The organism is Chryseobacterium panacisoli (assembly GCF_008274625.1).
GTDB lineage: Bacteria > Bacteroidota > Bacteroidia > Flavobacteriales > Weeksellaceae > Chryseobacterium > Chryseobacterium panacisoli.
This window is the reverse complement of sequence record NZ_VTRU01000001.1, coordinates 1,585,972-1,611,911: the sequence shown is the minus strand read 5'-3', so window position 1 is coordinate 1,611,911 and position 25,940 is coordinate 1,585,972. Positions and strand designations below refer to the sequence as shown.

Genomic DNA, 25,940 nt, shown 5'->3' with positions numbered 1-25,940 from the left:
CAAAAAACAAAATCATGGAAACTCATTCTAAAAAAACTGCTCCAGATGATAATAACGGAGTTCTGATCTCCTATTACCAATTACGGATGTTTATCGGATTACTCGGATTTCTCCTTTCCTTTCTTCTTTTTATGACCACTTATTTTCTGAATGATGAACATCCGCTCAAAATAAGCATCAGCCATTATTACTACAGTTTCGGACATGTAATCTTTGTGGGAACATTATGTATTCTGGGTGGATTATTCGCTACCTACAGAGGAAAAGACAACTATGAAAATATGCTTTCAAATTTTGCCGGAGTAATGGCGGTATTGGTCGCTGTATTTCCAACAAAATTTAATGGGTATGGAGGAAATATTTACATTAATATAGATAAGGTAAACTATCAGGACTGGTTCAGTTGGGTACATTATATCAGTGCAGGGTTGCTTTTTGTGTCTTTTGCTGTTTTTTGTCTCTATTTTTTTCAAAAAAGTGATAAAGAACAGGATGGGGAATCTATTTCAGAAGAAGAAGCACTCAAGAAAAGCCGTAGAAACCTGTATTATAAATTCTGCGGTTGGGGAATACTCATCAGTCTCGCCTGCATTGGGCTCATTGCTCTTTTAGGAGATGATTCAGCTTCATCGAATCAATTTCTAACGTATTCTACCCTTATTTTTGAAACCACCTCATTATTTTTCTTCTCTACCTCCTGGCTGTTAAAATCCAGTGAATTTTGGAATAAAAATATTCCGTTAGTAACCTATTTCAGATAATAATTGCCGATATATAAAGGACTGAAGGCCTGGATTTACAAAAGAATTTATCTATGATTGTGTTTACTTATTCTAAATAGGTGAAAAATGCGTAAATTTGTAAACAATTTATATTTATATGTTGACGAAAGAAAAGGTTCAGGATTTCCTTAAAGAAATAGAAGTAGACGATTTGGTGAATAATCTTCAGATTATGGGTAATGATGTTTATATCGACATGACAGCTCATTCGCCTGCAATGCACGAAAAGAAAAAACTGGAGGCTGCAATGAAACAGGCTTTTGCCAGTGAGTTTGGAGAAGAGGTTCATTTAAAACTTAAAATCGTTTCTCCGGAACCTAGCGAAATTCAGCAAAGTCAGATCAAAGGAAAACAAATTCCGGGAATTCAAAATATTATCGCTATTGCTTCCGGTAAAGGAGGAGTAGGAAAATCTACAGTTTCTGCAAATATGGCAGTAACGTTGGCAAAAATGGGCTTCAAAGTAGGATTATTAGATGCTGATATCTATGGACCTTCAGTTCCTACCATGTTTGATACAGAAGGTCAAAAGCCGATTTCTGTAGAAGTGAATGGTAAGAACCTGATGAAACCTATCGAAAATTATCGAGTGAAAATGCTTTCAATAGGATATTTTTCAGGAGCTAATCAGGCAGTAGTATGGAGAGGCCCTATGGCTTCAAAAGCACTAAACCAGATGATCAGAGATGCTGCATGGGGAGAATTGGATTTCTTATTGATAGACCTTCCTCCGGGAACAGGTGACATTCACTTGTCAATCATCCAGGAAGTACCGGTAACAGGAGCTGTGATTGTAAGTACACCTCAGCATGTTGCACTGGCAGACGTAAGAAAAGGTATTGCGATGTTCCAGATGGAGAGTATCAATATTCCGGTTCTTGGATTAATCGAAAATATGGCGTATTTTACACCGGAAGAACTTCCTGACAATAAATATTATATCTTTGGAAACCAGGGAGCACAATATTTAGCGGAAGATCTTGGAATTCCTGTATTGGGAGAAATTCCGTTGATCCAAAGTATCAGAGAGGCTGGAGATGTAGGTAGACCTGCTGCACTTCAGGATGGATCTAAAATTGCAGATATCTATACAGAAACTGCCAGAAAAATGGTAGAAAGCTTAGTGGAAAGAAACAAGAATCTTCCTCCTACTGAAGCCGTGAAGATTTCAACAATGGCAGGATGCTCACCAAAAGCAAAATAATAATACCTTTCAATATACTTGAAAGAACCAAATTGAACTGAAAAATATGGAAACAAACATAACGCACGAAGATACAGTAACAAGAGTAATGGAAGCTCTGGAAAGCATCAGACCGTTTTTGAATAAAGACGGTGGTGATATTGAGCTTATTGATGTGAAAGATAATCAGGTGTTTGTGAAACTTTTGGGTAACTGTTCCGGATGTTCGTTGAATTTCTCAACCCTGAAACTAGGTGTTGAAAATACTATCAAACAACATGCGCCAGAAATCGAAAAGGTAATCAACGTAGAATAATTTATATCTGAGATATTTTTAAAAGACAGACCTCAATGAGGCCTGTCTTTTTTTATTTAAAAATGAAAGAAAACATAATACCTAAACCTCACAGGTTTTTAAAACCTGTGAGGTTTCTGATTACAAAATTAATTCAGTAGAACTTTGACATTATGATCTTCAAAAATCTCAACGATTTGTGTAAATTTTGTTTTCAGTATTGCTTTACTTCTTTTATGGTTGATCCAATTGAGTTCTGAAATAGATTTTACTCCGAAATCTCCACGGAGACAATCATATAATGCATATAGATTACGCCCGAAATATCCTGCAATCCCATGGATTTCCTCTCCTAATGTGCAGAAAAAACCATCTAAGCTATGGAATTCATTTCCATCAATCTGAATGGTGATGTCTTGCCTGTTTATTTCAGAGTTATGAGAATGTAAAGCATGAACAAGCCATCCCTGAAGTTCATCTTTTCTGAAACTTTTCCAGATATTCTTTTCAATAAAATCATTATTGAGTTTCATATCCAGGGCTTTTTGATACCCTTTTGGATGAGTCCATACAAGACCGGTTAGAATAATATTTTTTTTGGATTTGCTTATTTTAATACTGCTAATAAAAGTACTTGATATAATATTATTTTGCTGATCAAGTTTACAAATGAAACCATTGTTTTGGTCAATTTTAGATGAACTTTCAATAGCAAAAATAAGACTGGAAATATTATAGATATTTGTCAGCCTAACTTTTTTATAAGCAATAGGATTGGAACTTTCAATATTGTTTACTACATCTATTAAAGTGATTATTTCAGGTTCATTACCTGTGTCTAACGCAAATCCAAACATGCAATTATGTTTTCTAAATATCTTTACTGTTTTACAACTTTATTTCCCACTCCTGTAATAGAAACATCCGGTTTTCCTGATTTTGTTCCTGCAGTCCGGTAGTAGACAACATTTCCACCACCTTCTATAGCTACTTTATCTACTTTGTCAATGTATACTTTGTTACCTGTTCCGGAAACAGCAATCTTTTTTGCACTACCTTTGATCGTTACCGTGTTATCACCGCCTTCTACCTCAGCAACTCCTCCGTTGAGTGTATAATTGAGTTTATGGCCCACACCTTCTACCTGTACAATCTTATCATTGTCCGTTTTTTCTACACCTTTTGCAGATTCTGTTTTTCTTGATTGTGAAAAAGCTGTACCTGTTCCCAGTAAAAGGATAGCCAGAATTCCTGCCGTTTTAATATTTTTCATTGTGAATTTGGTTTGTTAAAGGTAAATATAGAAATAAAATGATTTTTTCAGGCATTTCAAAAGTTAAATCATCTTAAATAATGGGTTTTATGATACTGTTTTTTCAATAATCGTTTTTATCACTTTCAATACTTCGGTTGATTTTTCCCGGATGATTAAAGCATTTTTTTTATTTCTGATCAGATCTGTAAAGTTATTATCTTCCGTATTGATGTCTATGATAAATGCTCCATATTTGAGAGCTGTTTCGGCGATAGCAATTGGAAGGCTTGTTGCTCCGGAAGTTCCAACAATAAAAAGCACACCACTATTTTTTGCAATTTTGAGAGCACTGAATTTTTTGTTAGTTTTTTCATCATAATATTCATCAAACCATAAAATATTAGGGCGCATCCAATGACCGCACTGAGTACATGTTAGAAGTTCTTTATCATGATCCGTAAGGTCTTCATCCAAATTCTTACCTTTTATTTCTGTAGGTAGCTCTAGGATTTCTTTGCATCCATTTGAACATTTGATTTCTCTGTTGTTTCCATGAATTTCATAAATTCTTTGGTTTCCGGAACGACGATGAAGATTATCAATATTCTGGGTAATGAGATGAAATCTATCCTGAAGTTGAGTTTCAATGTCTGCAAGGTCATAATGACTTTGATTTGGAAATGCATTTTCAAACATTTTTTTTCTGAAAAGAGAGTATTGCAGAACTTCCTCCGGATGTTGTCTGAAATAACGTAAAGTCCCAAACTCTTCAGGTTTGTGAAATTGAGTTCCTTTTACCCATATTCCATCTATTCCGCGATAAGTGGGAATACCACTGTCGGATGAGATCCCTGCACCTGTAAGAAAGGTAAAAAGATTTCGTTTTTCTTTATGCCATACTTGTTGAATAATATTTTCTAATTGATTTTCCATTGTGTTATAAAAAAGTTTAAAACTAATGAATTTCTCAATAACAAAAAAGCTCCGGAAAAATCCGAAGCTCTAACTAAATAGAATGGTATACTGTAATTTATGTTTACTTTACAATGACTCTTTTGATCTGTCCTTCTGAAGTTTTTACAAGATAAACGCCTGTAGAAAGATTGGATGTGCTTATGGTTAAAGCGTTCTTTTCTCTTCCAATCAGCTTTCCGGACATGTCATACAATTCGTAATCCTGTTTTCTGTTGAAGTAAAATGTATTTCCTTTGTTTACAGGATTTGGGAATATGTTGAAGGTTGCCAGTTCAGCTTTTGTTTCACCAGTTCCCAAAGTAGGCGGCATTGCCACTTCATACATGGATAAAGTTCCGCTGATCTCATTGGCAATAATTACATATCCTTTATTGGTTGTTGTATTTTCAGGAGCAATATAGATAATTCCTTCAGGCCCGTTGTCACCTCCGTAAGCAGAAGTAGTACGGGAATGTTTATAATCCGTGAAAGTAGGGTTGCTAGGATCTGTGATGTTATACACCATAACCCCTCCGGTTCTTTCTAATGTGATGAAAGCATAAGTCTGCCCGCTGATATTTCCCAATGCCACCCCTTCCGGTTCAGGGCCTTTTGCACGACTTCTGTTTTTAGCGCCATTGGATTCGTTATCTGCATTGAAAATTAACGGCTGATAGGCTGCAATATATCTTTCAAACTGATCTCCACTGTCGTATACGATCTGTTTCGTATCAGCATTGAAAATAGAGAATGAACGGGCTCCTAGAGCTGCCATTTCTTCAAACTCTGCATCAGCATCTGTATTTCCTGTGGCAGATGAAACCCTGAATCGGCCCAGATTATGGGAAGCTTTTAAAATACTTGAATTCGGGAAAAGCACAGGATCTAAAATATAACCGTTTGCTCCTACAGTTGTTCTCTCGCTGTATCCTGAAAGATCCTTTTCATCACCTTCATTCGCTGTTACAATATAATTTGTGCTTCCTATCTTATAATTCTGTACTGCATCCGGAACGTAATAAGCTTTTACAGGCCAGTTGGCAATTAAAACTTCTCCATTATTATCCGAAGCATCAAAACCATTGCCAGGAAGGCTCATATCTTTTTTACCTAATCCCCAGATTCCTGTGATGGTTTTGGTCGCCAGGTTAATTTCAGCGACAGCATTGTTTTCCTGAAGCGTTACCCATGCTTTCTGACTGTCTGCACTGATGGTAACATATTCAGGTTCCAGATCCTGAGAAAGCGTATTATTGGTTCTTACTTTTCTTAAACCTGTAGCCGCTAATGTAGCAAGTTGAGAATCAAAACTGTTGAAATTGAGAGTCGTTACATTATTTTGGGTAAGGTTTCCGATTCCGCCGGAAATATCAATGATACTGATTGTTCCTTCGGGATCTACCGTGTAAGCATCATTAGGTTCTCCCTCATTAGCGGTCACCACTTTTGTTCCGTCAGGAGAGAAGGTGATCATATCCGGTAAAGCTCCTACACTTACCTGTTTCAGGAAGTTTCCGTTAATATCAAAGAATACGACAGACCCGTTTTGCTGCGGGTCGGTATTTGGAGAAGCAGCTGCGATGATTCCGTTTTTCACGGCAATACTTGTGATTCCGCCATAAGGAACCATATTGACTGTTTTTACGACTGATGGAGTGGCAGGGGTACTGAAATCAATAATATCAAAAACATCCGTAATGGAGCTTATTGTGAATAAACGTTGAGTTGATGCGTCATGAACCACGATTTCCGTGGAACTGTTATTATTTCCTGAAGGATCAAAACTTCCCAGGTAATTCAGTTGGATCTGATGAGAAGGAACCGGTGCCGGTTTATCATTATCTACAATATAAACAGTTGCAGAATTGTCGCCTGAAATAGTTGCTCCGGTAGGATTTTCAAGGCTTACAACAAAATATTCAGCCTGCTGTTCCGCCACAGTGTCATCAGTAATGGGAATGTTAACGGTATAACTTGTTGTAGATGGAGTGATGTTAATTGTTTGGTTGGCTAAAGTAAAATCATTGGCATCAGCTGTACTGAACGGTGCCGGTTTTACCACAAGATTTACTGTAGCTGTTGAAGGGTTGGTGATATTGATTTTGAATGCAAGGTTTCCTGCATTTTCATTGACCTTCATAAAGTTTTTTTCCAAAGAAATTGTCGTCCCAACTGTAGTGAAAGTGCTGGATGTAATAGCAGTAACCCCATTATCACTAAAGTCTTCTACTGTATTGGGTTTAAGTGCAATATAATAAGTTTGCCCCGGTACCAATCCTGAAGTTGGGTTCACCGTAATTGTATTGTTGCTGAAAGTCGTTGTAAATGGAATTAGTGTCCCTGCCGCATTCCCTAGGCGGAGCTCTATCAGATTTTGAGCATTAGAATTATTGATCGCAGTATTATCTGTTAACCTTATATTTTCATTAAAGGATAATGTAGGGCTTACAGTAGTAGAAGCATTATTGGTATTGTTGGCAGGAAGATAAGTTACGGTTGGTGGAGTAGTGTCTGCACCTCCGGCAGGAACTGCATCTACCGTAAAGTTATCAAATCGGTTGTTTCCTCCTGTTCCGCCACCTGTTGCTGAGAATTCAACTTTTAGTTTAAAGTTGGGATTGTTATTGGCTCCCTGAATGGCAGAAAAATCAAGAGTAATGAGCTGAGGGTTGGCATCCTGAGGATTCACAGTCTGAAACTGTACAAAATTAGTTCCGTCTGCGGAATAAGACCATGTCTGAGTACCTGCTCCCTGTCCGGATCTTCTGGTAGTAAATCTAACAATGACGTTGTTGTATCCTGTGGTAGGCAGATTAAACTGTAATCCCCCTCCAATTGGATTATTAAACCTTAAATGAGTTCCGGATGCATCTCCATTTCTGGCATTTAAATTTTCATCACTAAAATTCTGTCCGGTACCACCAGCAAAATCGATTATACTTGTACCTCCTGGTATAGCTGTAAGAGAACCATTTACCATGGTAGAAGATGGTGTAGTGACTGTAGCAGCAGAAGTATTATTATTAAAATTCCAGTAATGAATCAGTGTCTGTCCGAAAAGACCGCTCTGAAAAAAGAATGCGGCAATCACAGATCCTTTCAATAGGTAGTTGTTGATCATTTTTTACTTTAATTAGATAAATGCAAAAATGAACTTTATGTTTCGCAACTATTTTAATGGAATCTTAAGAAATGTTTAAAAAATAGGTTTGTTTCCGATAAAAGATAGAATGATATTCAAATGAGGGCTTGTAGGATGTATTATTTTCCTGATTTTCCTGAAAAATTTAAAATTGTTCCGGATTTATTCCCCTCCAATGGATGTTTCTGCATATAAAAATATCCTGAAACAGCAGTCACAAGCAAGAGTACAAAAATAACCAGAATAATTCTTCTTAACATGTCTCTCATATCGCTAAATTTTTAATATCTCTAATTTCTAAAGTAGATGTAGGGTACCCTTTTTGGGTCACATTGATCATTGCTCTACCCACTTCCTGTAAAGTTAATGATTTTGATTGGAAAAAAACAGGAAAAATCCAAATAAAAGGTTTAAAAAACCATTTTACATTCAACTGACCGTCAACAGGTTTCATAAATCCGGGACGGAAATTATAAGCTCCTTTGAAATTCATCTTTTTCAAATCATTTTCGGTTTTGCCCTTTACCCGTGCCCACATCAGTTTTCCACTCTCTGTACTGTCTGTGCTTGCTCCTGAGACATAGTTAAAAACCATATCCGGATTTTGATTCAAAACAGCTTTTGCAAAGTGAAGGGTTGTATCATAAGTGATTCTGGTATAGTCTTCTTCATTCATACCTATGCTGCTGATTCCGGCACAGAAAAAACAGGCATCATAGCCTTTCAGTTTTTCATCATGAAGATCGATGGATAAAAAGTCTGAAACAAGATACTCTCTCAGTTTGGGGTTTGATTTTCCAGAGGGTTTTCTGCTTATGCTGAGGATTTCAGAAACATTAGGATTCTCAAGGCATTCCATTAAAACACCTTCGCCTACCATACCTGTAGCTCCTGTAAGAATTATTTTGATTGGGTTCATTGCTTTGCTATTGATAATGATATGACGAATGAGGATGAGGTTTTACTTTAAAAAATTCAGAAAAATTTTATTAAAAGATAAAAGATAAAAGATAAAAGATGAAAGATGAAAGATGAAAGATGAAAGATATTGTCGTTAAAAATTCAATAGGGGTGGGTTTTAACTCACCTGAGAAAAAATGATTCATTATTGGCTTTAGCCAAAACTTAATAGTATGGGAAAATGTAGAGATTGCTTCGTCGCGTTGCTCCTCGCAATGACAAGGCTGGAAATTGCTCCTAAAAATAAAGCCAGCACAAAAATGGCTGGCTTACAATACTGTTATTTCTTGTTACTTTTTGTGTTGTAACTGACTGTAAATATTATGGATCAATCCGTCTGCCACAGATATTTTAGGAACAAAAATTCTGCTGATATCAGACCAGGACATCACATTGTTGAAGATGCTCAGGGCATGTACCAATACATCAGCACGGTCTTCTCTAAGGTTGTAATTGGTCATTCTTTCTTCCACAGACAGCTCATTGAATTCTTTATAGACTTTTTTCAGATGAGATAAAGACATTGGTTTCCCGTCTTTGGTTTTGCTCATGGAGAACACTTTGTTGATATTTCCTCCTGATCCAATCGCTACAATTGGTCTTTTGCTGACAATATTTTTCTTGATCTCGTCCTTCATCTCTTTCCAGTTGTCTATCGTAACCAGATTGTTGAGAAGACGGATGGTTCCTATATTGAATGATTTTTCGTAAACCATTTTACCGTTTTCGTAGAAGGTAAGTTCTGTAGAACCTCCGCCAACGTCGATGTATAAGTAAGCGAATTCTTTATCAAGACCTTCTGCCACATGATTTTCATAGATCAGAGTAGCTTCTTCATCACCGGAAATAATTTCGATATTGATTCCGGAGGTTTCCTTTACGAGTCCGATAATTTCATTGCCATTGGAAGCATCACGCATGGCACTGGTAGCACAGGCCCTGTAATGATCCACTTTATATATTTTCATCAGGTCGCTGAAGATTTTCATGGAATCAATAACCATTTTTTCTCTTTCGGGACCTATTTTTCCGATGGTGAAAACATCCATTCCCAGTCTCAGAGGAATTCTGAGAAGATTGAGCTTAATGAATTCAGGTTTTCTGTTATTAATCTTAACTTCATTGATAAGAAGGCGGGCTGCATTACTCCCTATGTCTATCGCTGCTATCTTCATTTTTTGCTTGTTTTAGCTTTTAAATATTTATAGGTTTCTATTTGTGAACGGCATTCTTTTTTATCATTTCTTATGTATTCATTGCTGAGTTTCTTATCCAGAATTCTGGCTTTTACATTATCCCTAAGCTGAATATCAAGAATATCTTTTAATTCTTTCTTAAGGTTTTTATCAGTGATTTTAGCGGCTGCTTCAATCCTGTAATCCAGGTTTCTGGTCATCCAGTCAGCGGAAGAAATGTACATGTCTTCTGTTCCTTTATTGTAGAAATACATTACTCTGGCATGCTCCAGGTATTCATCTACAATACTTATGGCTTTTATTTTTTCTTTAAACTCTTTTTGGTTTACAGCACAATAGATTCCTCTTACGATAAGCCTGATGACCACACCAGCTTTGGCTGCATCATATAGTTTTTCTATCAGTAGCCTGTCACTCATAGAATTTACCTTGATGATGATCTCTGCTTTTCGGCCTGCTTTGGCTTCTTCGATTTCTTTATCAATATGGTGAACAATCTTTTCACGCATAAATTGAGGGCAAACTAATAAATTTTTACAAGTTTTCAAAACCGGAATAAAATCATCTTTCGGTTTTTTCAGGACATTGAATACTTTATTAATATCTGCCATGATACCTCTATCGGCTGTAAGGAGCAGATGATCGCCATATATTCTTGCTGTTTTTTCGTTGAAATTTCCGGTACTTACAAATCCATACTGGATGGTTTTATTATGCGCTCTCTTTTTGATAACACACAGTTTAGCGTGCACTTTTTTGTTGGGAATTCCTACAAGAACTGTAATTCCCTCCGGTTCCAGCATATCTTTCCATTTCAGATTGGATTCTTCATCAAATCTTGCCTGAAGCTCCAGCATTACAGTCACTTCTTTACCATTTCTGGCAGCATAAATAAGCGCATTGATGATTTTTGAGCTGCTCGCCATACGGTAAGCGGTGATCTGTATAGATTTTACATCCGGATCCATTGCTGCTTCACGGAGAAGATCAATTACCGGGTTATATTTGTGATAAGGAAAGGTAAGAAGCACATCTTCTTTTAAAATAACATCTGTTACCCTTTCCCCATGTTCAAATGCCTGATGGGTAAAAGAGCTCCTTTCCACAGGTCTTTCATACGCTTCAAAAACATCCGGAAAATCCATGAAATGCTTGAAATTATGAATTTTACCACCGGGAATAATGCTGTCTTTTTTTGTCAAATTCAGCTTTCTGATAAGGAGTTCCAGCAGCGCTTTATCCATATCTTTATCAAACACGAAACGGGTAGGCTTTCCTTTTCTTCTGTTTTTGAGCCCTTTTTCTATCTTTTCTGCGAAGTTGGTTCTGATATCATTGTCCAGATCCAGTTCGGCATCTTTTGTTACTTTGAAAGCATTGGCAGAAAATTCATCATATCCGAAATAAGAGAAAATATGCGGAAGGTTGAAAGTGATTACATCCTCCAGCAGCATTACGTTTTTCTCTTCAGGATCTTCTGTTGGAAGCAATACAAATCTCCCTACAAAACGGGAAGGAATCTCAATAATAGCATAATTGCTGGAATACTGCCAGTCTTTTTTTCTCATTGCAACCCCCAGATAAAGACTTTTATCTCTCAAATAAGGCATTGGTGTATTTTCATGAAGAAGAATAGGAATTACATTGGATTCTACCACTTCATCAAAATATTGTCTGACAAATTCTTTTTGTCCTGCTGTCAGGTTTTTGGCATTTTTAATGAAAACTTTATGATCAGCCATTTCAGTCTGGATCTTTTTCCAGGTTTTGTCAAAATTCAGCTGCTGTCTCATTACAATTTCATTGATTCTCTGAAGGATTTTGGAAGGAGGTTGGTAGAAAGATTCTGCAATCACTTTTTCCTTAAAATCCATGGCACGCTTTAATCCGGCAACACGTACTCTGAAAAACTCATCTAAATTATTAGAGAAAATTCCGAGAAAACGTATTCTTAAATGTAAAGGGACTTTTTCGTCCATGGCCTCCTGTAAAACTCTTTCATTGAAGGCAAGCCATGTAATATCTCGTGGATTAAAGTGTAATGACATTCTAAATGTGTATATTTTATCAAAAATAATAATTCATAAAGATTCTGTCTCTATTTCTTAGGTTAAACTTTGATTAATTTTTAAAGATTGGTGAATTAAATTGTCTTGCCGATAACAAGTATATTGGTAATCAGCTGGTTTAAGTGAATTCAGGGTTTACAATGATTTTACTATAAATTATTCATTTATTCCATAGTCTTGTTGGAAGAATGGTTATATTTGCCGACTATTTATACTATTTATATGAAAAGAATTTTACTATTGACAGCCGGCTTTCTGATGGTTAATGTATTTGGGCAGAGAGAATGTGCCACTGATTTGAAAATGAAGGAGTTTTATACAAGAAATCCTCAGGCTCTGGCAAAAAAAGAAGATTTACGAAATTATTTAACCAGTAAAAATGCCGCAGCTAATGCAATGGCTAAAAATGGTCAGACTGTTGTTACGATTCCGGTTGTAGTGCATGTTCTTTATGGAAGTGCTGCCCAGAATATTTCTGATGCTCAGATTGCATCACAGATTGCTATTTTGAATAATGATTTCAGAAAATTAAATCCTAATTTCAATTCTGTTGTTCCTGATGCCTTCAAGCCTTATGCTGCCGATATGGAACTGACATTTTGTATGGCAACAAAGACTCCTACAGGTGCTGCAACTACAGGAATAGAAAGAAAATCTGTAGCTGCAAATTTTGATTTTGCAAACCAATATTATTTAGCTTCGGGACTTACAGCCTGGGATCCAACTAAATATTTGAATATATGGGTAGGAAATATGCCAAATCCTTACTTAGGCTGGGCTTATCTTCCTGACGCTGCCGGTTTTCCGGAGGACGGACTTGCTATTGGTTACAAATATTTCGGAACCACAGGGGCTGCTCAGTATCCTTATAATGGAGGACGAACTGCTACGCATGAAATAGGACATTATTTCGGATTGCTTCACCCATGGGGAGAAGATGGCAGTGCATGCGGAACACCAGATAATGATGATGGCTGTGCAGATACTCCTGCCATTAATGATGCTCATTACGGTGGTAATGTTTTTCCAGATAATGGATTTATGTGTAATCCAACTGCAAACGGAGCTATGTTCATGAATTTTATGGATTATGTGACAGATACTGAAATGGCATTCTTTACCAATGATCAGAAAACAATCAAAACGAATACGATGGCTGGCCCAAGAGCAAGTCTTCTGAATTCTAACGCATGTGCATTTTTATCAGTAAATGATGTACAAAAGGTAAATTCTATCAATCTTTTCCCTAATCCTACTACGCAATATATCTCCATTGCTTCTCCTTTAGCACCTATTAATGAAGTAGAGATTTTCAACGCTGAAGGGAGACTTGTGAAAAAAGCATTTATTAAAAATGAGACAGATAAAATTGATGTGAAAGATTTTACCAGTGGAGTTTATTATGTAAGAACTTATAATGGCAAAGACTTCGTAAAATCTATGAAGTTTATCAAAAAATAATGAAAATATTTCCATATTAAATCATACAAAGCCTCGATTTTATCGGGGTTTTTATTTTTATTGTGTCATTTTGTCACAATTCTTTGAATGGTACAGATATTGAGAAATTGAGAGTGTAAATTAATTTAAAAATAGAAAAAAATATAAAATATTATGAGTAAAATAATTGGAATTGACTTAGGAACAACCAACTCTTGTGTTGCTGTAATGGAGGGTAAAGACCCTGTTGTTATTCCTAACGCAGAAGGTAAGAGAACTACTCCTTCTATTGTAGCTTTTACAGAAGACGGAGAAAGAAAAGTAGGTGATCCTGCAAAAAGACAAGCTGTAACGAATCCAACAAAAACTGTTTACTCTATCAAAAGATTTATCGGAACACACTTTAAAGATGATGCTTCTGAAATCTCAAGAGTACCTTATAAAGTGGTTTCCGGACCTAATGATACTGTAAAAGTAAAAATCGACGATAGAGAATATACTCCACAGGAAATTTCTGCAATGACGCTTCAGAAAATGAAGAAAACTGCTGAAGATTATCTTGGACAGGAAGTAACAAGAGCGGTAATTACTGTTCCTGCATACTTCAACGATGCACAGAGACAAGCTACTAAAGAAGCTGGTGAAATTGCTGGCCTTAAAGTAGAAAGAATTATTAACGAACCTACAGCTGCAGCGTTAGCCTACGGTCTTGATAAAAACCATAAAGATCAGAAAATCGCAGTATATGACCTTGGTGGTGGTACTTTCGATATCTCTATCCTTGATTTAGGAGATGGTGTATTTGAAGTATTATCTACAAACGGTGATACTCACTTGGGAGGTGATGACTTTGATGATGTGATCATCAACTGGATGGCTGATGAGTTCAAAGCTGAAGAAGGTGTAGAATTAAAATCTGATGCAATCGCATTACAAAGATTGAAAGAAGCTGCTGAAAAAGCTAAAATTGAATTATCTTCTTCTCCACAGACTGAAATCAACTTACCATATATCACAGCTACGGCTACAGGTCCTAAGCACTTAGTGAAGTCTTTAACAAAAGCTAAATTCGAGCAATTATCTGCTGATCTTGTAAGAAGATCTATGGAGCCTGTTGCTAAAGCATTAAAAGATGCTGGTTTATCAACTTCTGATATTGACGAAGTAATCTTGGTAGGTGGTTCTACAAGAATCCCGATCATCCAGGAAGAAGTAGAAAAATTCTTCGGTAAAAAACCATCTAAAGGAGTGAACCCGGATGAGGTTGTAGCTATTGGCGCAGCAATTCAGGGAGGTGTATTGACAGGTGATGTAAAAGACGTATTACTACTTGACGTTACTCCGCTTTCTTTAGGTATTGAAACAATGGGTTCTGTATTCACTAAATTAATTGAAGCGAATACTACAATCCCAACTAAAAAATCTGAAGTATTCTCTACAGCTTCTGACAACCAGCCGGCTGTAAGCATCAGAGTAGGACAGGGAGAAAGATCAATGTTCAACGATAACAAAGAAATCGGTAGATTCGATCTTCAGGATATTCCACCAGCACCAAGAGGAGTTCCTCAAATCGAAGTAACTTTCGATATTGATGCTAACGGTATCCTAAGTGTATCTGCTAAAGATAAAGGAACTGGTAAAGAGCAGTCTATCAAAATCCAGGCTTCTTCAGGTCTTTCTGACGAAGAAATCGAAAGAATGAAGAAAGAAGCTCAGGAAAACTCTGCAGCTGATGCTAAGAGAAAAGAAGAAGTTGAGATCTTCAACAAAGCTGACGGATTGATCTTCCAGACTGAAAAGCAATTGAAAGAATTCGGTGAAAAACTTTCTGCTGACAAAAAAGCAGCTATCGAAGCGGCTCACACAGAATTAAAAGCAGCTTTCGAAGCTAAAAGTGTTGATGATGTAAAAGCTAAAACTGAAGCATTAGATGCAGCATGGATGGCAGCTTCTGAAGAACTATATGCAGCTGGTCAACAACCTGGTGCTGATGCAGGTGCCGGAGCTCAGAATGCTGGAAACGCGGGAGCGGAAGATGTACAGGATGCAGACTTCGAAGAAGTAAAATAATTAATTGATTCATAACAATTAATAACATATAAAAACCCATAAACAATTGTTTATGGGTTTTTTACTTCCAAAAGGTTGAAATCATCTTACAATAAACAACTACATTTTGACAAAGAGCTCAGAGGCAACGCAGAAATTGTCACAGAAGATCTTAGATTGATTGAACGCTTTTTTTACCAGATTAGAAAACTATTAGGTGATCAGTTGTAGTAAAAGATCTGCGACTTAAAAAACATGCACTGGTTTCGAACATTATTTAAACTTATACTGAGGTTTTTAAGTGATATTTTGTAAAATTGTAATCTAACTATAAGTAGCAAATGAATTTGAAATTATCCTTTATTTTGGTTGTTTTTTTGTAACCATCAGTGCACAATCAAAAAATTGATTTAAACTCTGAAGAGAAAGAATATATTTCAAAGTTTATATATCCCATAAAAACTTTTAATCCAGACGAAGGAGACAATAGTGATCTGCTCATCTTAAACAAACTCATTGGAAATTCTAAAATAGTAGGATTAGGAGAATCTACTCACGGTTCGAGTGAAGTGTATCAAATGAAATATAAAATAAGTGAATCAAAAATTTCAATGTCTTTTCGCTCGAAGCCAATATGCCTGAAAGTTTTTTAATGAATCACTATATTCAGGAAGGAAAAGATAACCCCAAAGATATTCTAAAGGGAATGTATTTTTGGCTTTGGCAAACCGAAGAAACTTTAACTTTTGTTGAATGGTTAAAAAAATACAATGAAAATCATAATTCAAAAGTTTTTTTTGATGGTTTCGATATACAATATGCTAAAGGAGCAATAGATCAAATAAGAAAAACATATCAGGAAAATCAGTTGCCCGAGCAAGAGATTGATGACCTGGAAATAGCTTTAAAGGAAAATAACAGAGGCTTTAGAACTTATACTAAAAAAAGTCAGAAAATTATATCAGAGTATCTGATAACAAACTTGGTAATTGGATATTGGAAGATATTCTATTTCGTAAAACAGGATCAGGCACAAATAAAAATGAATTTACAAAAACCAATGTTGCTAATTCTTTTGATTATTTGATATTTATAAATAAGTCAACAAACTCAAAACTTTTAAATAGCAACACCAAATAAGTACATTGCAGTAAACAATTAATGGGATGGGTAATATTAATTTATATAGTTATCTATAAACACTAACATTTAATTATAAATCAACCGCGCAGTAAATTTATTTACTGCGCGGTTTTATTTTCTGTAGACTGATATATGATTTTAATGCATAAACTTTTAAAGCACCTTTTTACTTTCTAAAATAGTTTTGCCCCAATTATTAATATGATCCAATAAAGGAATAAATGATAATCCTGAATCTGATAGACTGTATACAACTTTTACAGGAGGCTTTGTTCCAAATACTGTTCGTGTTATTAATTGATCTCTTTCTAATTGTCTCAGCTGAATACTTAAGGTTGTTTCTGTAATAAAAGAAAGCTCTTTTTTTAGTTCACCAAACCTTTTATCACCATTCTTTAGGTGGCAGAGAATAACTCCTTTCCATCTTCCTCCAATGAGATCCATGACAAAGCTTACTGCACAGGGATAAGATTTTTGGTCTACATTGATGTATGAGGTCTCACATTCTTTTTTCATTTTTTTTATAGTATCTATATTGATAGTTATTTTATGCTAATAGTACAGGATCTATTTTTACACAATATAACGAGAATTAAAGAAATAAAAAAATGTACCAATTAGCACAAATTAATGTTGCCCGAATGAAAGGAGTTAACATAGAAGATCCAGTAATGAATGAGTTTGTAAGTCATTTTGATTCGGTTAATCAACTAGCAGAAGAAAGTGATGGGTTCATATGGAGGCTAAAAGATGAGGATAACAATGCGGCAAGCTTTAATCCATTTAATGATGAACAAATTATTATCAATCTATCTGTATGGAGAAATATAGAAACATTGGAATATTATACCTATAAAACATTTCATGTTGACTTTCTGAAAAGAAGAAAAGAATGGTTTCAAAAATATGGAAAAGCCTTCTATGCTCTGTGGTGGATTAAAGATAGCAAATATCCAGATGTAACAGAGGCTGTGAAGCGACTAGAGTATTTGCAGGAAAACGGTCCATCATCCTATGCATTTAACTTTCAGTCCGTTTTTCAAAAGCCATAGCCAGATGTAATATCGTGTGTATTTGAGCTGTATTATTGTTTTATTCTTCATTCAGGGAATTGTTTGTATATATTGTTTGGTTTTAAGAAAAAATAACTTTAATTAATTTTAAAACTTACTTTTTATTTAGAATAATTATAATTAATTTTGCGCTCTAAATATTTTAAGGGTGAAATTATCGTTATTAGCAGGTGCTGTTTTTCTAACAGCAGGCGGATTCTTGTCTGCTCAGAAAGTTGAATTTTCTCATAATGGACAAATCAAGAAAGGAACTATTATTAACAATGATGAAACAAGGAAGTGTAAACGAGTATTTACACAGAACTTTAAAATATCATTTACAGGACAATGTGAGCTCAATTTTCGGAATGATAAAAATAAAGAGGAAATTATTATTCTAAAAGAGGGAGAAGAGCTTACTCTAACAATTCTTCCAGATAAAGTAATTCCTCCGGGAACATCTGAAATCAGAATAGAAGGAGTACAGCTTACCGCAAGAAAAAAACAATTTTCTGAAATAGCAATTCAACAGGAAGCACTTCAAAACCTGCAGTCATTTTCTATCGGTGATGTATTACAGCAATTACCTGGTCAATATGTACAGCAGTTTGATAATACCCAATTTAAAAATATTGTTTTCAGAACCGCAAGCGGACCTTCAGTAACAGGTTCCGGAAATGTTCCTGGAGGTGATGATTTCGGGAACAGGGCGTTTGGGGTACAGTTGATGGTCAATGATATTGTCTTATCTAATAACGAAAATATGCAGAGCTATGACTCTGCCAACAGCGGTCCTTTTGGAATAAGCTTTAATACCTCTACCAAAGGAGGAAACTTAATGCCGGGACAGCCTAACTATGGGGTCGATTTAAGAGAAATTCCTACAGAAAATATCGAAAGTATTGAAGTTGTACAAGGAGTACCGGATGCCAAATATGGAGATTTGACTTCCGGATTGATCAAAGTTACTACAACGGCAAAAGCATCACCATTACGATTGGATGCATCGCTGAGAGAAGGAACTTATCAGGTTGGCCTTACCAAAGGGTTTAAAATTAACCAGAATAATGCTCTGAATGCTTCTGTTGATTATATGAATTCTCTTTCAGATCCCAGAACCAGCCTTGTAGGATATGACAGAACAAATGTCAATTTTCTTTGGTCAAGTAATAAAAATGGATTTAGAAATAAGCTGTCTGCATCATTTTCTACCAATAGCAGCAAAGGAAAAAGAGACCCTGATGATGTTGACGGAATGATTATCAATGTCGAAAATAAAAGCTTTTCATTAGGAAATAATATCAGTTATTTTTTCGCACAGAATGGTAAAAAAACATTCTTTAAATCAATCAATGTCGATATGGGATTAAGCTATGCAACTCAGCTTACAGAACGCAGATACTGGCTGAACCAAGGCGCTCGTCCTTATGGAAACTCTACAACAGATGGAGTTTATTATGCACCTTATACACCGCCAAGTTATGAGAACCAGGCATTTTCGGATGGGAAACCTCTTAATATTTACACCAATTTTAGCATTAACGGAATAAAACTAACTTCTTCAAAATGGGCTCATAATTACAGTATAGGAGCTAATTTCCGTTATGGAGATAACTTTGGAAAAGGAAGGTACGGAACAGCAGGACAGTTCACAACGATAAATGCAGCCGGGCAGGGTTCCAATGGAATGAGAGATTTTAATTACAGAGACAATGTATTTTCCAGTAAACAGTATGCATTGTATATTCAGGATAATATTACCAAAGTCTTTGCTAATAAACACATTTTTAAAACAAATCTGGGTCTTCGTTATGATTTGCAGAATTCATATTCTACCTATTCGCCAAGGGTAAACACTTCTTATCAGATGGGGAAACTTTCTGTGAGAGGAGGTTTTGGATTAACATCTAAAGCACCTTCACTTAATCAGATCTACACAGCACCAAGATATTTTGACTTCCTTCTTGGGGATTATCGTCTGCCTGGATATTATTCCGCAGCTATTATGCAAACGGTCGTAACACCCGGAGATAATGCGAGTCTTAAACCTTCAAAGAGCTGGAAAACTGAAATAGGAGTAGATTACAGGTTTCCTTTTGGAATTGTTAACCTTACAGCATATTACAATAAACTGGTAGATGGTTTTACTACCATGAGTGTTCATAAAATAATGGATAAAGCCAAAGTTGATGTCAATATATCAGGAACAAATGTGCCTACTTTTGAAATTGTAGGAACTGAAAAATTTAATTACCTCCAGAACAGAATTGTTAACGGATATCAGTCTTCAGATAAAGGATTGGAACTGATGGCCAGCTTCAAAAAAATAGAAGCCCTTAATCTTGTGATTGGTTTTAATGCCAGTTATGTGGAGACTTCCGGGCAGAAAGATGACGGACTTTACAAAATCAGTGCACCGGAGATCATGGATAAGGATTACCAATATGGGATTTATAATGATATCAAAAATAAAAGATCCATGGCCAGAGCAAGTTTCAGCTTTGATTATCACCTGGCTTCATCAGGGTTAATTATTGGTTTGAGAACAGATCATTTTCTTTCAGACAGATCCTTGACAGGAATGAATGACATTTATCCGATAGGGTATATAAAACATGACGGAGAAATGCAGATGATTCCTGAAAATGAGCGTACCAATCCAAAATACCAGGGATTATTCCTGAAACCTTCTGACGAAAAACTTTCAGGGTTATATAACAAAACACTTCATAATGTTCATTTAAGGGTTACAAAAGACTTCTTAAGTGGTTTCAGATTGTCAATATACGTAAGTAATGTTTTCAATTTAAAAGCATATGATGAAAGAGGGGCTGTTTACGGAAACTTTACGTCTACTTCATTTGGAGGAAATATTTCATACAGATTTTAATAACGCTAAAAATAAAAATAATGAAACGATTAATACTATTGTTAGTAATTCCCGTTCTTGCCCTTGTTGGATGCAACAGAGATGATGACTTTGGAGGAAATAACGAGATTAAGCCTGTTCCGTTTACTGTAAATATTAAATATGATGCTTCCAAATACCCTTCCGTAGCAGACAAAGGAGTAGCGAATGTAACTGTTATCCTGAAAAATACAGCCACAGAAGATCAGATTATCGGAAAAACAGATGCCAACGGAGAACTGAAATTAGATGCCGTTCTGCCGGGAAGTTATAGTATTCAGGCTGAATTACAGCTGAAGCAGAGTGAATATGAACAGCAAATAGGAGAAGAAACAAGCTATGAAATTGTTCACTTCGGAGGTTTTGATGAAAAAGTAACCATCAATGCCAATACTTCTTCAAAACTGATCAGAATCACCAGTGGAAATCTTGGAGATCTTGTAATCAAACAATATTATTATGCAGGTTCGGATAATAAATTAGGAGCCAATTTCAGAGATCAGTTTATTGAGGTTCACAACAATTCGGATCAGACTATTTATGCTGACGGATTATACCTGGTATTTCTGGAAGGAAATGTGAACAGTAATGTGACCACCTATACTTTATCCAATGGGCAGTATGACTGGAGCAAAACTGCCGGGGGAGGTGCCGCAGCCAATACGGATTATGTTTATTCTAATATACTTATCAAAATACCGGGCAACGGTAGCCAGTACCCAATTTTACCTGGGAAAAGTATTATTGTAGCTCAAACGGCCATTAATCATAAGATGCCTTTTGATGATATTAACGGTACAGGAATACCAATACAGGAGCCTGACAAAACTGTTGATCTGAGCCATGCCGACTTTGAAACGTATATGGGAGATTATAATATAAGTATTGGTAAAAAGCCCTTCGCATGGGATATCCAGAATATTATGGTGCCGGATATGCAGGTTGCTTACTGGAGTATTGCCTCTAATGATTTAATTCTGAATGTAAATTCTATGCTGGGATTAGGAATTCTGAGAGCAACGGATGCAGAAGTGGCAAGCTGGCAAAAAGTTGCAGCTCCTAAAGCTCCTACCGGAACCCTGTTTTTACAAATTCCTAAAAACTATATCATAGACGGAATAGATATTACGGATAAAGAGCAGAAAGTACCTAAAGATTTCCCTGCAGATATAGATGCTTCACGAACTTTCATTGTCAACTCTCTGGGGCAGGCTGAAGGTACTTTTACAGGATTTTCTGTAATCCGTAAAACGAAGGAAATTGTCAATGGACGTATGGTATTGCAGGATACGAATAATTCTGCCAATGATTTTGTAACGATTAAAGCAAACCCTAGAGGATATGCACAATAATAAGAATAAGACGATTAAATATTTTCAATACAGTATGTTGGGATTGGTTGCTTTAGGCAGCCAGTTCTTCCATGCTCAGACTACTCATTTAGATAGTATTAACATCAGTTCGGTAGAAAAGGATATCAGAATAAATGATCCGTATATTTCATTTTTCCAGCCTTTGGATTTTTCACGGACAACCTTTCAGTATTCTTCTGTAAAACAAAATTTTAAAAGAGTACAGACAGCAGGAGAAACAGGAAGTTTTACTTTTAAGTCTGAAGGAGTTTATAAACTGAATGATAAAATTGCATTATCAGGAAGACTTAAAGCAGACAAAACAACTGAAGAAGATGTTCCCTATATTCTAAGCGATGAGAGAACTACCAATTCTTCTTTTATTTATAATCCTTCATATTATTGGGTTCCCCGTTCGGCAAGATGGCAGAAACAAAACTATTTTATCAGCGGACAGTTTGCCTATAATCCTGTAAAACCTGTAATCCTGCAGTTGGGAGGAGAAGGGTTATATGCCAAATCTTACCGTCAGAATGCAGATCCAAGACCGAAGGTAGATGATTACAAATACAAAGCCTTTGCAAAATTGGGTTTAAAGTGGAAACAGCATGCCATTTTCGGGAAACTGAGCTACGTACATCATTACAAGGGAAATGATATCATGTTTGTGAATATGAAAGGAAATGTACCTGCCAATGACAGCATTTATATCCGTTATAATGAAGGTTACGGTAATCAGTACATCGGGAATACCGAGTATAAAACTTCTGAATATAAAATGGGAGGCTATATCTGGGGTGGAGAATATGCCTTTAATAATGGAAGTACCCATTTCTCTGCCGGATATGATTATAAAAATCTGATTGAACGCTTTTACAGGGTTTTCGAATATCAGGATGCAGGCTTTAACTGGCATAAAGACTATACAAAATATTCCGGACTAAAAACAGATCTGCATAGTTTCTATCTTAATTTTTTAGGGAACTATAATGGTAAAAAATGGGCTTCCATGGTGACCTATCAGGATCAGCTGGATACCAATTACAATTATCCTCTGGAATACAGATCGTACCGTCTGGAGCAGAAGAATCTTTTCTGGCAGAATAGTGTGATTTGGTTTAACCATAAAAATGAAGCATTTAAGATTCTTTTTGATGCAGCATATGGGAAAAATCATGTGAAAGATGCATCGGTAGTAATGGACAGAAAACTTTCTTTTTTCAATTACCGTCTGGGTGCAGAAAAAGAATTTGCTTTAAAACCTTCACATAAAATAATGGTCGGTCTTTCGCAAAACCTGTATATTCCATTGGAAAAAGAATTCAATTATCAGCCTTATCAGAGCACAAAAGAGAATATCTTTGCAACGAAAATTGCTCAGCCGGATTTTGCTTATGACGCAACTCCAAAAATTGGTCTTAATTTTAACGCAAGTTATATCTTTGATCAGAACAAAATCAGATATGAGCTGTACGGAAGTTTTTCTCAGACCTGGCTGATGAACAGTACGTATAAAAATCAAGTGGACTACAATGGCAGAGCTAATCATGTTGCCTTGGTAGGGTTGAATGTTTATTATTAAAAATAAATGAAAGACAGATATATCGCTTTTCTGGCCATTGCCGGAATAGTATGTTTATTAAGTTATACCTCAAATGATCCTACAGGATATACTGTAGAAGAGCTTCGTACTTTATACAGCAGCGGGGATCAGAGCAAATGGCCGGCTCCTCACTTATTTGATGAAGCAAAAGACGGGTTTCAGGATATCGGACCTTTGTCTAAGATGAAATTTCCTGAAGATAATCCCTATTCTGAAGATAAAATGGAATTGGGAAAAATGTTATTCTTTGATCCGAGACTTTCCAAAAGTGGACAGATTTCCTGCGCCAACTGCCATAATCCTGAAATAGGATGGTCAGACGGGAGCAGAGTTTCCTTTGGTCATGACAGACAGACGGGAACAAGAAATGCACCTACTTTGGTGAATATCGGATATGCCAAAACATTCTTCTGGGATGGCCGTTCAGCAACGTTGGAAGAGCAGGTGAAAGCTCCTATCGAAAATCCGGTGGAAATGAATCTTCACATGTCAATGGCCACAAAAAATATCAAGAAGATTAAAGATTATAAACCTTTCTTTATAAAAGCTTTCGGAAATGGAGAAGTGACAGAAGAGAAAATTGCAAAAGCCGTTGCAACATTTGAGCGTTCTCTGATCAGTCCGCCATCAAAGTTTGATAAATTCGTTTCCGGGAAAAAAGATGCGTTAACGGACTCTGAAATCAATGGGCTTCATTTATTCCGAACCAAAGCGAATTGTATCAACTGCCACAACACTCCTTATTTTTCTGACCAGAAGTTTCATAACCTCGGACTCACCTATTACGGAAGGAAATATGAAGATTTGGGAAGATATATTGTTACTAAAAAAAATGAAGATGTAGGAAAATTTAAAACCCCTACACTGAGAGAGGTTTCTGAAAACAAACCTTACATGCACAACGGACTTTTCCCTGAACTTGCCAACATTGTTATGATGTACAACGCAGGAATGGGCAGGGAAACTCCAAAAGAAGACCAGATCAATGATCCGAAATTTCCACACAAATCAGGAATGGTAGAAAAACTGAATCTGACGGACGACGAAGTTTTTGATATCGTAGCATTTTTAAAAACGTTAAACAGTTACAAATACAAAATGCGTCCCCCGGAATTACCTAAATCATAATCGTTATAGTAGAACTCTTCCAATCGGGAGAGTTTTTTATATAAAAGATATTTATCATTTCATTTTTGTAAGGATTTAATGGAAAATTATAGGAATGAATATAAACAGATATTTGTTCAAAATGGGTTTTGTCGTGAAAGTAAATATTTAACTATGAATATTTTATGAAAATTTATTAATGAATTATAAGAAGTGGTTTTAATTTGTATATTTGATTTTTATTTAGAATAAATAAAAATATTATATAAAAAAAATAATGAATATAATTTTATCCATCTAATCCACAATTTTCACTAAAAAAACTATGGAACAACAAAACAAAAGAATCCTTACTCTGGATTTAATAAAAGGTATAAGTGTTATCGGAATGATCATTATACATACCTTATTGGTGTATGCCAATGTAAAATCACAATATGAAACAGCAATCGGCAGTTTTATTGTTTTTCTTGGAAGGGGAACTTCCATTTTCCTGATCTGCATGGGAATTACTTTTATGACTTCCAGCCATCAAAGCCTTAAAAGTGCATTAAAGCGAGGTGTTTTATTGGTATTTGCAGGCCTGTTCATGAATTTTATGAAATTTATGATTCCTGTGATTTTTAATTTTGCTCCTGATAATTTTATACAAAAATATGGATGGCATGCGCCTATAGAACAGCAGTATGTATATCTGGTACAGCTGGGTGATATTTTACAGCTGGCTGGGATGTCTTTGCTTTTTGTCGGGTTTATCAGAGAATATGTTAAAAATAAATATATCATTCTGGCAATAGGCCTGTTCGTTGCATTGATATCCAGAGAAGTTAGCGGAATTAATCTTGATTATCCTGTGATCAATTATGTTCTGGATCTTCTTTTCAATACGGATTATCCGGCATATGTCTATTTTCCTGTTTTCCCATGGATGGCTTTTATTATCATCGGAATGTTTTTCGGGAAATGGTTTCAGGAACTGAACTACAATATCAAACTGGTATTTAGAAATATGCTGTATGTAGGACTGTTGTTTATTGCCATAGGTGCACCGTTGGTTTTTCTGTATGGTGATTATAATTACAACGGATTTTATCATATGGGGCCTGGCGGGGTTATTTATTTTGCAGGCTGGACCTTACTGTTTTTATGGCTGATCAATACAATAACTGCAAACGTTAAAGAAAATGGCTTTATGCGTGTTCTGAAGTACTGCAGCAGAAATTTAACCTCAATGTACATGATTCAATGGATACTGATCTCCTGGGGAAAAGGAATTTTTGGGTATAGACAACATGAAATTGGGTACGTGTCGGTGCTGATTGTACTGTATATCATTCTCACTTTTTCAGTACAGACTCTGGTGGATATTGTGAGAAAGAAAAAAACTTTAATTAATTTCAGACCTGTATCATCAAACAAAGCCGCCTTGAAATAAAAATGTCAGTGTAAT

At 35.9% G+C, this 25,940-nt stretch carries 21 protein-coding genes and 1 pseudogene; 13 read left to right on the top strand and 9 right to left on the bottom strand.

The genetic code is table 11. The annotated features are described in order from the left end of the window. Nucleotides 1-14: 14 nt before the first annotated feature. The 3 genes from FW781_RS07190 to FW781_RS07180 all read left to right on the top strand — a co-directional run bounded on the left by FW781_RS07190 (nt 15) and on the right by FW781_RS07180 (nt 2,281). Complete coding sequence (locus tag FW781_RS07190; RefSeq protein WP_149386787.1) at nt 15-761, top strand: hypothetical protein; 747 nt, start codon at nt 15-17, stop codon at nt 759-761. Between the two features lie 118 nt (nt 762-879). Then, nucleotides 880-1,986: an Mrp/NBP35 family ATP-binding protein gene (locus tag FW781_RS07185; protein WP_149386786.1), complete on the top strand. Its 1,107-nt coding sequence runs from the start codon at nt 880-882 to the stop codon at nt 1,984-1,986. 46 nt (nt 1,987-2,032) lie between these two features. Next, nucleotides 2,033-2,281, top strand: coding sequence for a NifU family protein (locus FW781_RS07180; protein WP_002977212.1), 249 nt, complete (start codon nt 2,033-2,035; stop codon nt 2,279-2,281). A gap of 128 nt (nt 2,282-2,409) precedes the next feature. Here the strand turns inward: FW781_RS07180 and FW781_RS07175 are convergent, their stop codons facing one another. The 8 genes from FW781_RS07175 to ppk1 all read right to left on the bottom strand — a co-directional run bounded on the left by FW781_RS07175 (nt 2,410) and on the right by ppk1 (nt 11,815). Continuing rightward, a complete protein-coding gene (locus tag FW781_RS07175) occupies nt 2,410-3,117 on the bottom strand; it encodes a barstar family protein (RefSeq protein WP_149386785.1) in 708 nt (235 codons plus the stop codon). Between the two features lie 23 nt (nt 3,118-3,140). After that, a complete protein-coding gene (locus tag FW781_RS07170) occupies nt 3,141-3,533 on the bottom strand; it encodes a DUF3060 domain-containing protein (RefSeq protein ID WP_149386784.1) in 393 nt (130 codons plus the stop codon). 87 nt (nt 3,534-3,620) lie between these two features. Next, nucleotides 3,621-4,448 (bottom strand): SIR2 family NAD-dependent protein deacylase, encoded by an 828-nt coding sequence (locus tag FW781_RS07165; protein WP_149386783.1) that lies wholly within the window; start codon nt 4,446-4,448, stop codon nt 3,621-3,623. 103 nt (nt 4,449-4,551) lie between these two features. After that, nucleotides 4,552-7,590, bottom strand: coding sequence for a choice-of-anchor I family protein (locus FW781_RS07160; protein ID WP_149386782.1), 3,039 nt, complete (start codon nt 7,588-7,590; stop codon nt 4,552-4,554). A gap of 140 nt (nt 7,591-7,730) precedes the next feature. Then, nucleotides 7,731-7,880 carry a hypothetical protein gene (locus FW781_RS22380; protein WP_156118480.1) on the bottom strand — a complete coding sequence of 50 codons (150 nt, stop codon included), beginning with the start codon at nt 7,878-7,880 and terminating at the stop codon, nt 7,731-7,733. After that, nucleotides 7,877-8,530, bottom strand: coding sequence for an NAD-dependent epimerase/dehydratase family protein (locus FW781_RS07155; RefSeq protein ID WP_149386781.1), 654 nt, complete (start codon nt 8,528-8,530; stop codon nt 7,877-7,879). Before FW781_RS07155 ends, FW781_RS22380 begins: the two co-directional genes overlap by 4 nt. A 331-nt stretch (nt 8,531-8,861) precedes the next feature. Then, complete coding sequence (locus FW781_RS07150) at nt 8,862-9,746, bottom strand: Ppx/GppA phosphatase family protein (RefSeq protein ID WP_149386780.1); 885 nt, start codon at nt 9,744-9,746, stop codon at nt 8,862-8,864. After that, nucleotides 9,743-11,815 (bottom strand): polyphosphate kinase 1, encoded by a 2,073-nt coding sequence (ppk1, locus tag FW781_RS07145; protein WP_149386779.1) that lies wholly within the window; start codon nt 11,813-11,815, stop codon nt 9,743-9,745. The genes FW781_RS07150 and ppk1 overlap by 4 nt, the downstream gene beginning before the upstream one ends. A 243-nt stretch (nt 11,816-12,058) precedes the next feature. On the opposite strand from ppk1, the gene FW781_RS07140 reads away from it, so the two are divergent. From FW781_RS07140 to FW781_RS07125, 4 genes and pseudogenes are all read left to right on the top strand, one after another. Continuing rightward, nucleotides 12,059-13,297 (top strand): zinc-dependent metalloprotease, encoded by a 1,239-nt coding sequence (locus FW781_RS07140; RefSeq protein ID WP_149386778.1) that lies wholly within the window; start codon nt 12,059-12,061, stop codon nt 13,295-13,297. Between the two features lie 153 nt (nt 13,298-13,450). Continuing rightward, nucleotides 13,451-15,346, top strand: coding sequence for a molecular chaperone DnaK (dnaK, locus tag FW781_RS07135; RefSeq protein ID WP_149386777.1), 1,896 nt, complete (start codon nt 13,451-13,453; stop codon nt 15,344-15,346). 69 nt (nt 15,347-15,415) lie between these two features. Continuing rightward, a pseudogene (locus FW781_RS22635) lies at nt 15,416-15,556 on the top strand (HlyD family secretion protein); the annotation flags it as partial. A 367-nt stretch (nt 15,557-15,923) separates the two neighbouring features. After that, nucleotides 15,924-16,412, top strand: a complete 489-nt coding sequence (locus FW781_RS07125) for an erythromycin esterase family protein (protein WP_228720180.1) — start codon at nt 15,924-15,926, stop codon at nt 16,410-16,412. Nucleotides 16,413-16,621: 209 nt separating this feature from the next. On the opposite strand, the gene FW781_RS07120 is transcribed toward FW781_RS07125, so the two are convergent. Beyond that, the gene (locus tag FW781_RS07120) at nt 16,622-16,984 is read right to left on the bottom strand and encodes a winged helix-turn-helix transcriptional regulator (RefSeq protein ID WP_149386775.1); all 363 of its coding nucleotides are present in this window, start codon (nt 16,982-16,984) and stop codon (nt 16,622-16,624) included. A gap of 92 nt (nt 16,985-17,076) precedes the next feature. Here FW781_RS07120 and FW781_RS07115 point away from each other — a divergent pair, with 92 nt between their 5' ends. The 6 genes from FW781_RS07115 (at nt 17,077) to FW781_RS07090 (ending at nt 25,925) form a co-directional block, all read left to right on the top strand. Next, nucleotides 17,077-17,520 carry a DUF3291 domain-containing protein gene (locus tag FW781_RS07115; protein WP_149386774.1) on the top strand — a complete coding sequence of 148 codons (444 nt, stop codon included), beginning with the start codon at nt 17,077-17,079 and terminating at the stop codon, nt 17,518-17,520. A 169-nt stretch (nt 17,521-17,689) separates the two neighbouring features. Then, nucleotides 17,690-20,410 (top strand): TonB-dependent receptor plug domain-containing protein, encoded by a 2,721-nt coding sequence (locus tag FW781_RS07110; RefSeq protein ID WP_228720152.1) that lies wholly within the window; start codon nt 17,690-17,692, stop codon nt 20,408-20,410. Between the two features lie 20 nt (nt 20,411-20,430). After that, nucleotides 20,431-21,780 carry a DUF4876 domain-containing protein gene (locus FW781_RS07105; RefSeq protein ID WP_149386773.1) on the top strand — a complete coding sequence of 450 codons (1,350 nt, stop codon included), beginning with the start codon at nt 20,431-20,433 and terminating at the stop codon, nt 21,778-21,780. Further along, nucleotides 21,770-23,362: a DUF6850 family outer membrane beta-barrel protein gene (locus tag FW781_RS07100; protein WP_149386772.1), complete on the top strand. Its 1,593-nt coding sequence runs from the start codon at nt 21,770-21,772 to the stop codon at nt 23,360-23,362. Before FW781_RS07105 ends, FW781_RS07100 begins: the two co-directional genes overlap by 11 nt. Nucleotides 23,363-23,368: 6 nt before the next feature. Further along, entirely contained in the window at nt 23,369-24,511 is a 1,143-nt protein-coding gene (locus FW781_RS07095; RefSeq protein ID WP_149386771.1) for a cytochrome-c peroxidase, read from the top strand. A gap of 304 nt (nt 24,512-24,815) precedes the next feature. Further along, nucleotides 24,816-25,925, top strand: coding sequence for a heparan-alpha-glucosaminide N-acetyltransferase domain-containing protein (locus FW781_RS07090; RefSeq protein WP_149386770.1), 1,110 nt, complete (start codon nt 24,816-24,818; stop codon nt 25,923-25,925). The last annotated feature ends 15 nt before the right edge of the window (nt 25,926-25,940 follow it).

Excerpts from the sequence above, each read along its gene's own strand:
- FW781_RS07190 (WP_149386787.1), top strand. The coding sequence starts at position 15 with ATGGAAACTCATTCTAAAAAAACTGCTCCAGATGATAATAACGGAGTT.
- FW781_RS07185 (WP_149386786.1), top strand. The coding sequence starts at position 880 with ATGTTGACGAAAGAAAAGGTTCAGGATTTCCTTAAAGAAATAGAAGTA.
- FW781_RS07180 (WP_002977212.1), top strand. The coding sequence starts at position 2,033 with ATGGAAACAAACATAACGCACGAAGATACAGTAACAAGAGTAATGGAA.
- FW781_RS07175 (WP_149386785.1), bottom strand. The coding sequence starts at position 3,117 with ATGTTTGGATTTGCGTTAGACACAGGTAATGAACCTGAAATAATCACT.
- FW781_RS07170 (WP_149386784.1), bottom strand. The coding sequence starts at position 3,533 with ATGAAAAATATTAAAACGGCAGGAATTCTGGCTATCCTTTTACTGGGA.
- FW781_RS07165 (WP_149386783.1), bottom strand. The coding sequence starts at position 4,448 with ATGGAAAATCAATTAGAAAATATTATTCAACAAGTATGGCATAAAGAA.
- FW781_RS07160 (WP_149386782.1), bottom strand. The coding sequence starts at position 7,590 with ATGATCAACAACTACCTATTGAAAGGATCTGTGATTGCCGCATTCTTT.
- FW781_RS22380 (WP_156118480.1), bottom strand. The coding sequence starts at position 7,880 with ATGAGAGACATGTTAAGAAGAATTATTCTGGTTATTTTTGTACTCTTG.
- FW781_RS07155 (WP_149386781.1), bottom strand. The coding sequence starts at position 8,530 with ATGAACCCAATCAAAATAATTCTTACAGGAGCTACAGGTATGGTAGGC.
- FW781_RS07150 (WP_149386780.1), bottom strand. The coding sequence starts at position 9,746 with ATGAAGATAGCAGCGATAGACATAGGGAGTAATGCAGCCCGCCTTCTT.
- ppk1 (WP_149386779.1), bottom strand. The coding sequence starts at position 11,815 with ATGTCATTACACTTTAATCCACGAGATATTACATGGCTTGCCTTCAAT.
- FW781_RS07140 (WP_149386778.1), top strand. The coding sequence starts at position 12,059 with ATGAAAAGAATTTTACTATTGACAGCCGGCTTTCTGATGGTTAATGTA.
- dnaK (WP_149386777.1), top strand. The coding sequence starts at position 13,451 with ATGAGTAAAATAATTGGAATTGACTTAGGAACAACCAACTCTTGTGTT.
- FW781_RS07120 (WP_149386775.1), bottom strand. The coding sequence starts at position 16,984 with ATGAAAAAAGAATGTGAGACCTCATACATCAATGTAGACCAAAAATCT.
- FW781_RS07115 (WP_149386774.1), top strand. The coding sequence starts at position 17,077 with ATGTACCAATTAGCACAAATTAATGTTGCCCGAATGAAAGGAGTTAAC.
- FW781_RS07105 (WP_149386773.1), top strand. The coding sequence starts at position 20,431 with ATGAAACGATTAATACTATTGTTAGTAATTCCCGTTCTTGCCCTTGTT.
- FW781_RS07100 (WP_149386772.1), top strand. The coding sequence starts at position 21,770 with ATGCACAATAATAAGAATAAGACGATTAAATATTTTCAATACAGTATG.
- FW781_RS07095 (WP_149386771.1), top strand. The coding sequence starts at position 23,369 with ATGAAAGACAGATATATCGCTTTTCTGGCCATTGCCGGAATAGTATGT.
- FW781_RS07090 (WP_149386770.1), top strand. The coding sequence starts at position 24,816 with ATGGAACAACAAAACAAAAGAATCCTTACTCTGGATTTAATAAAAGGT.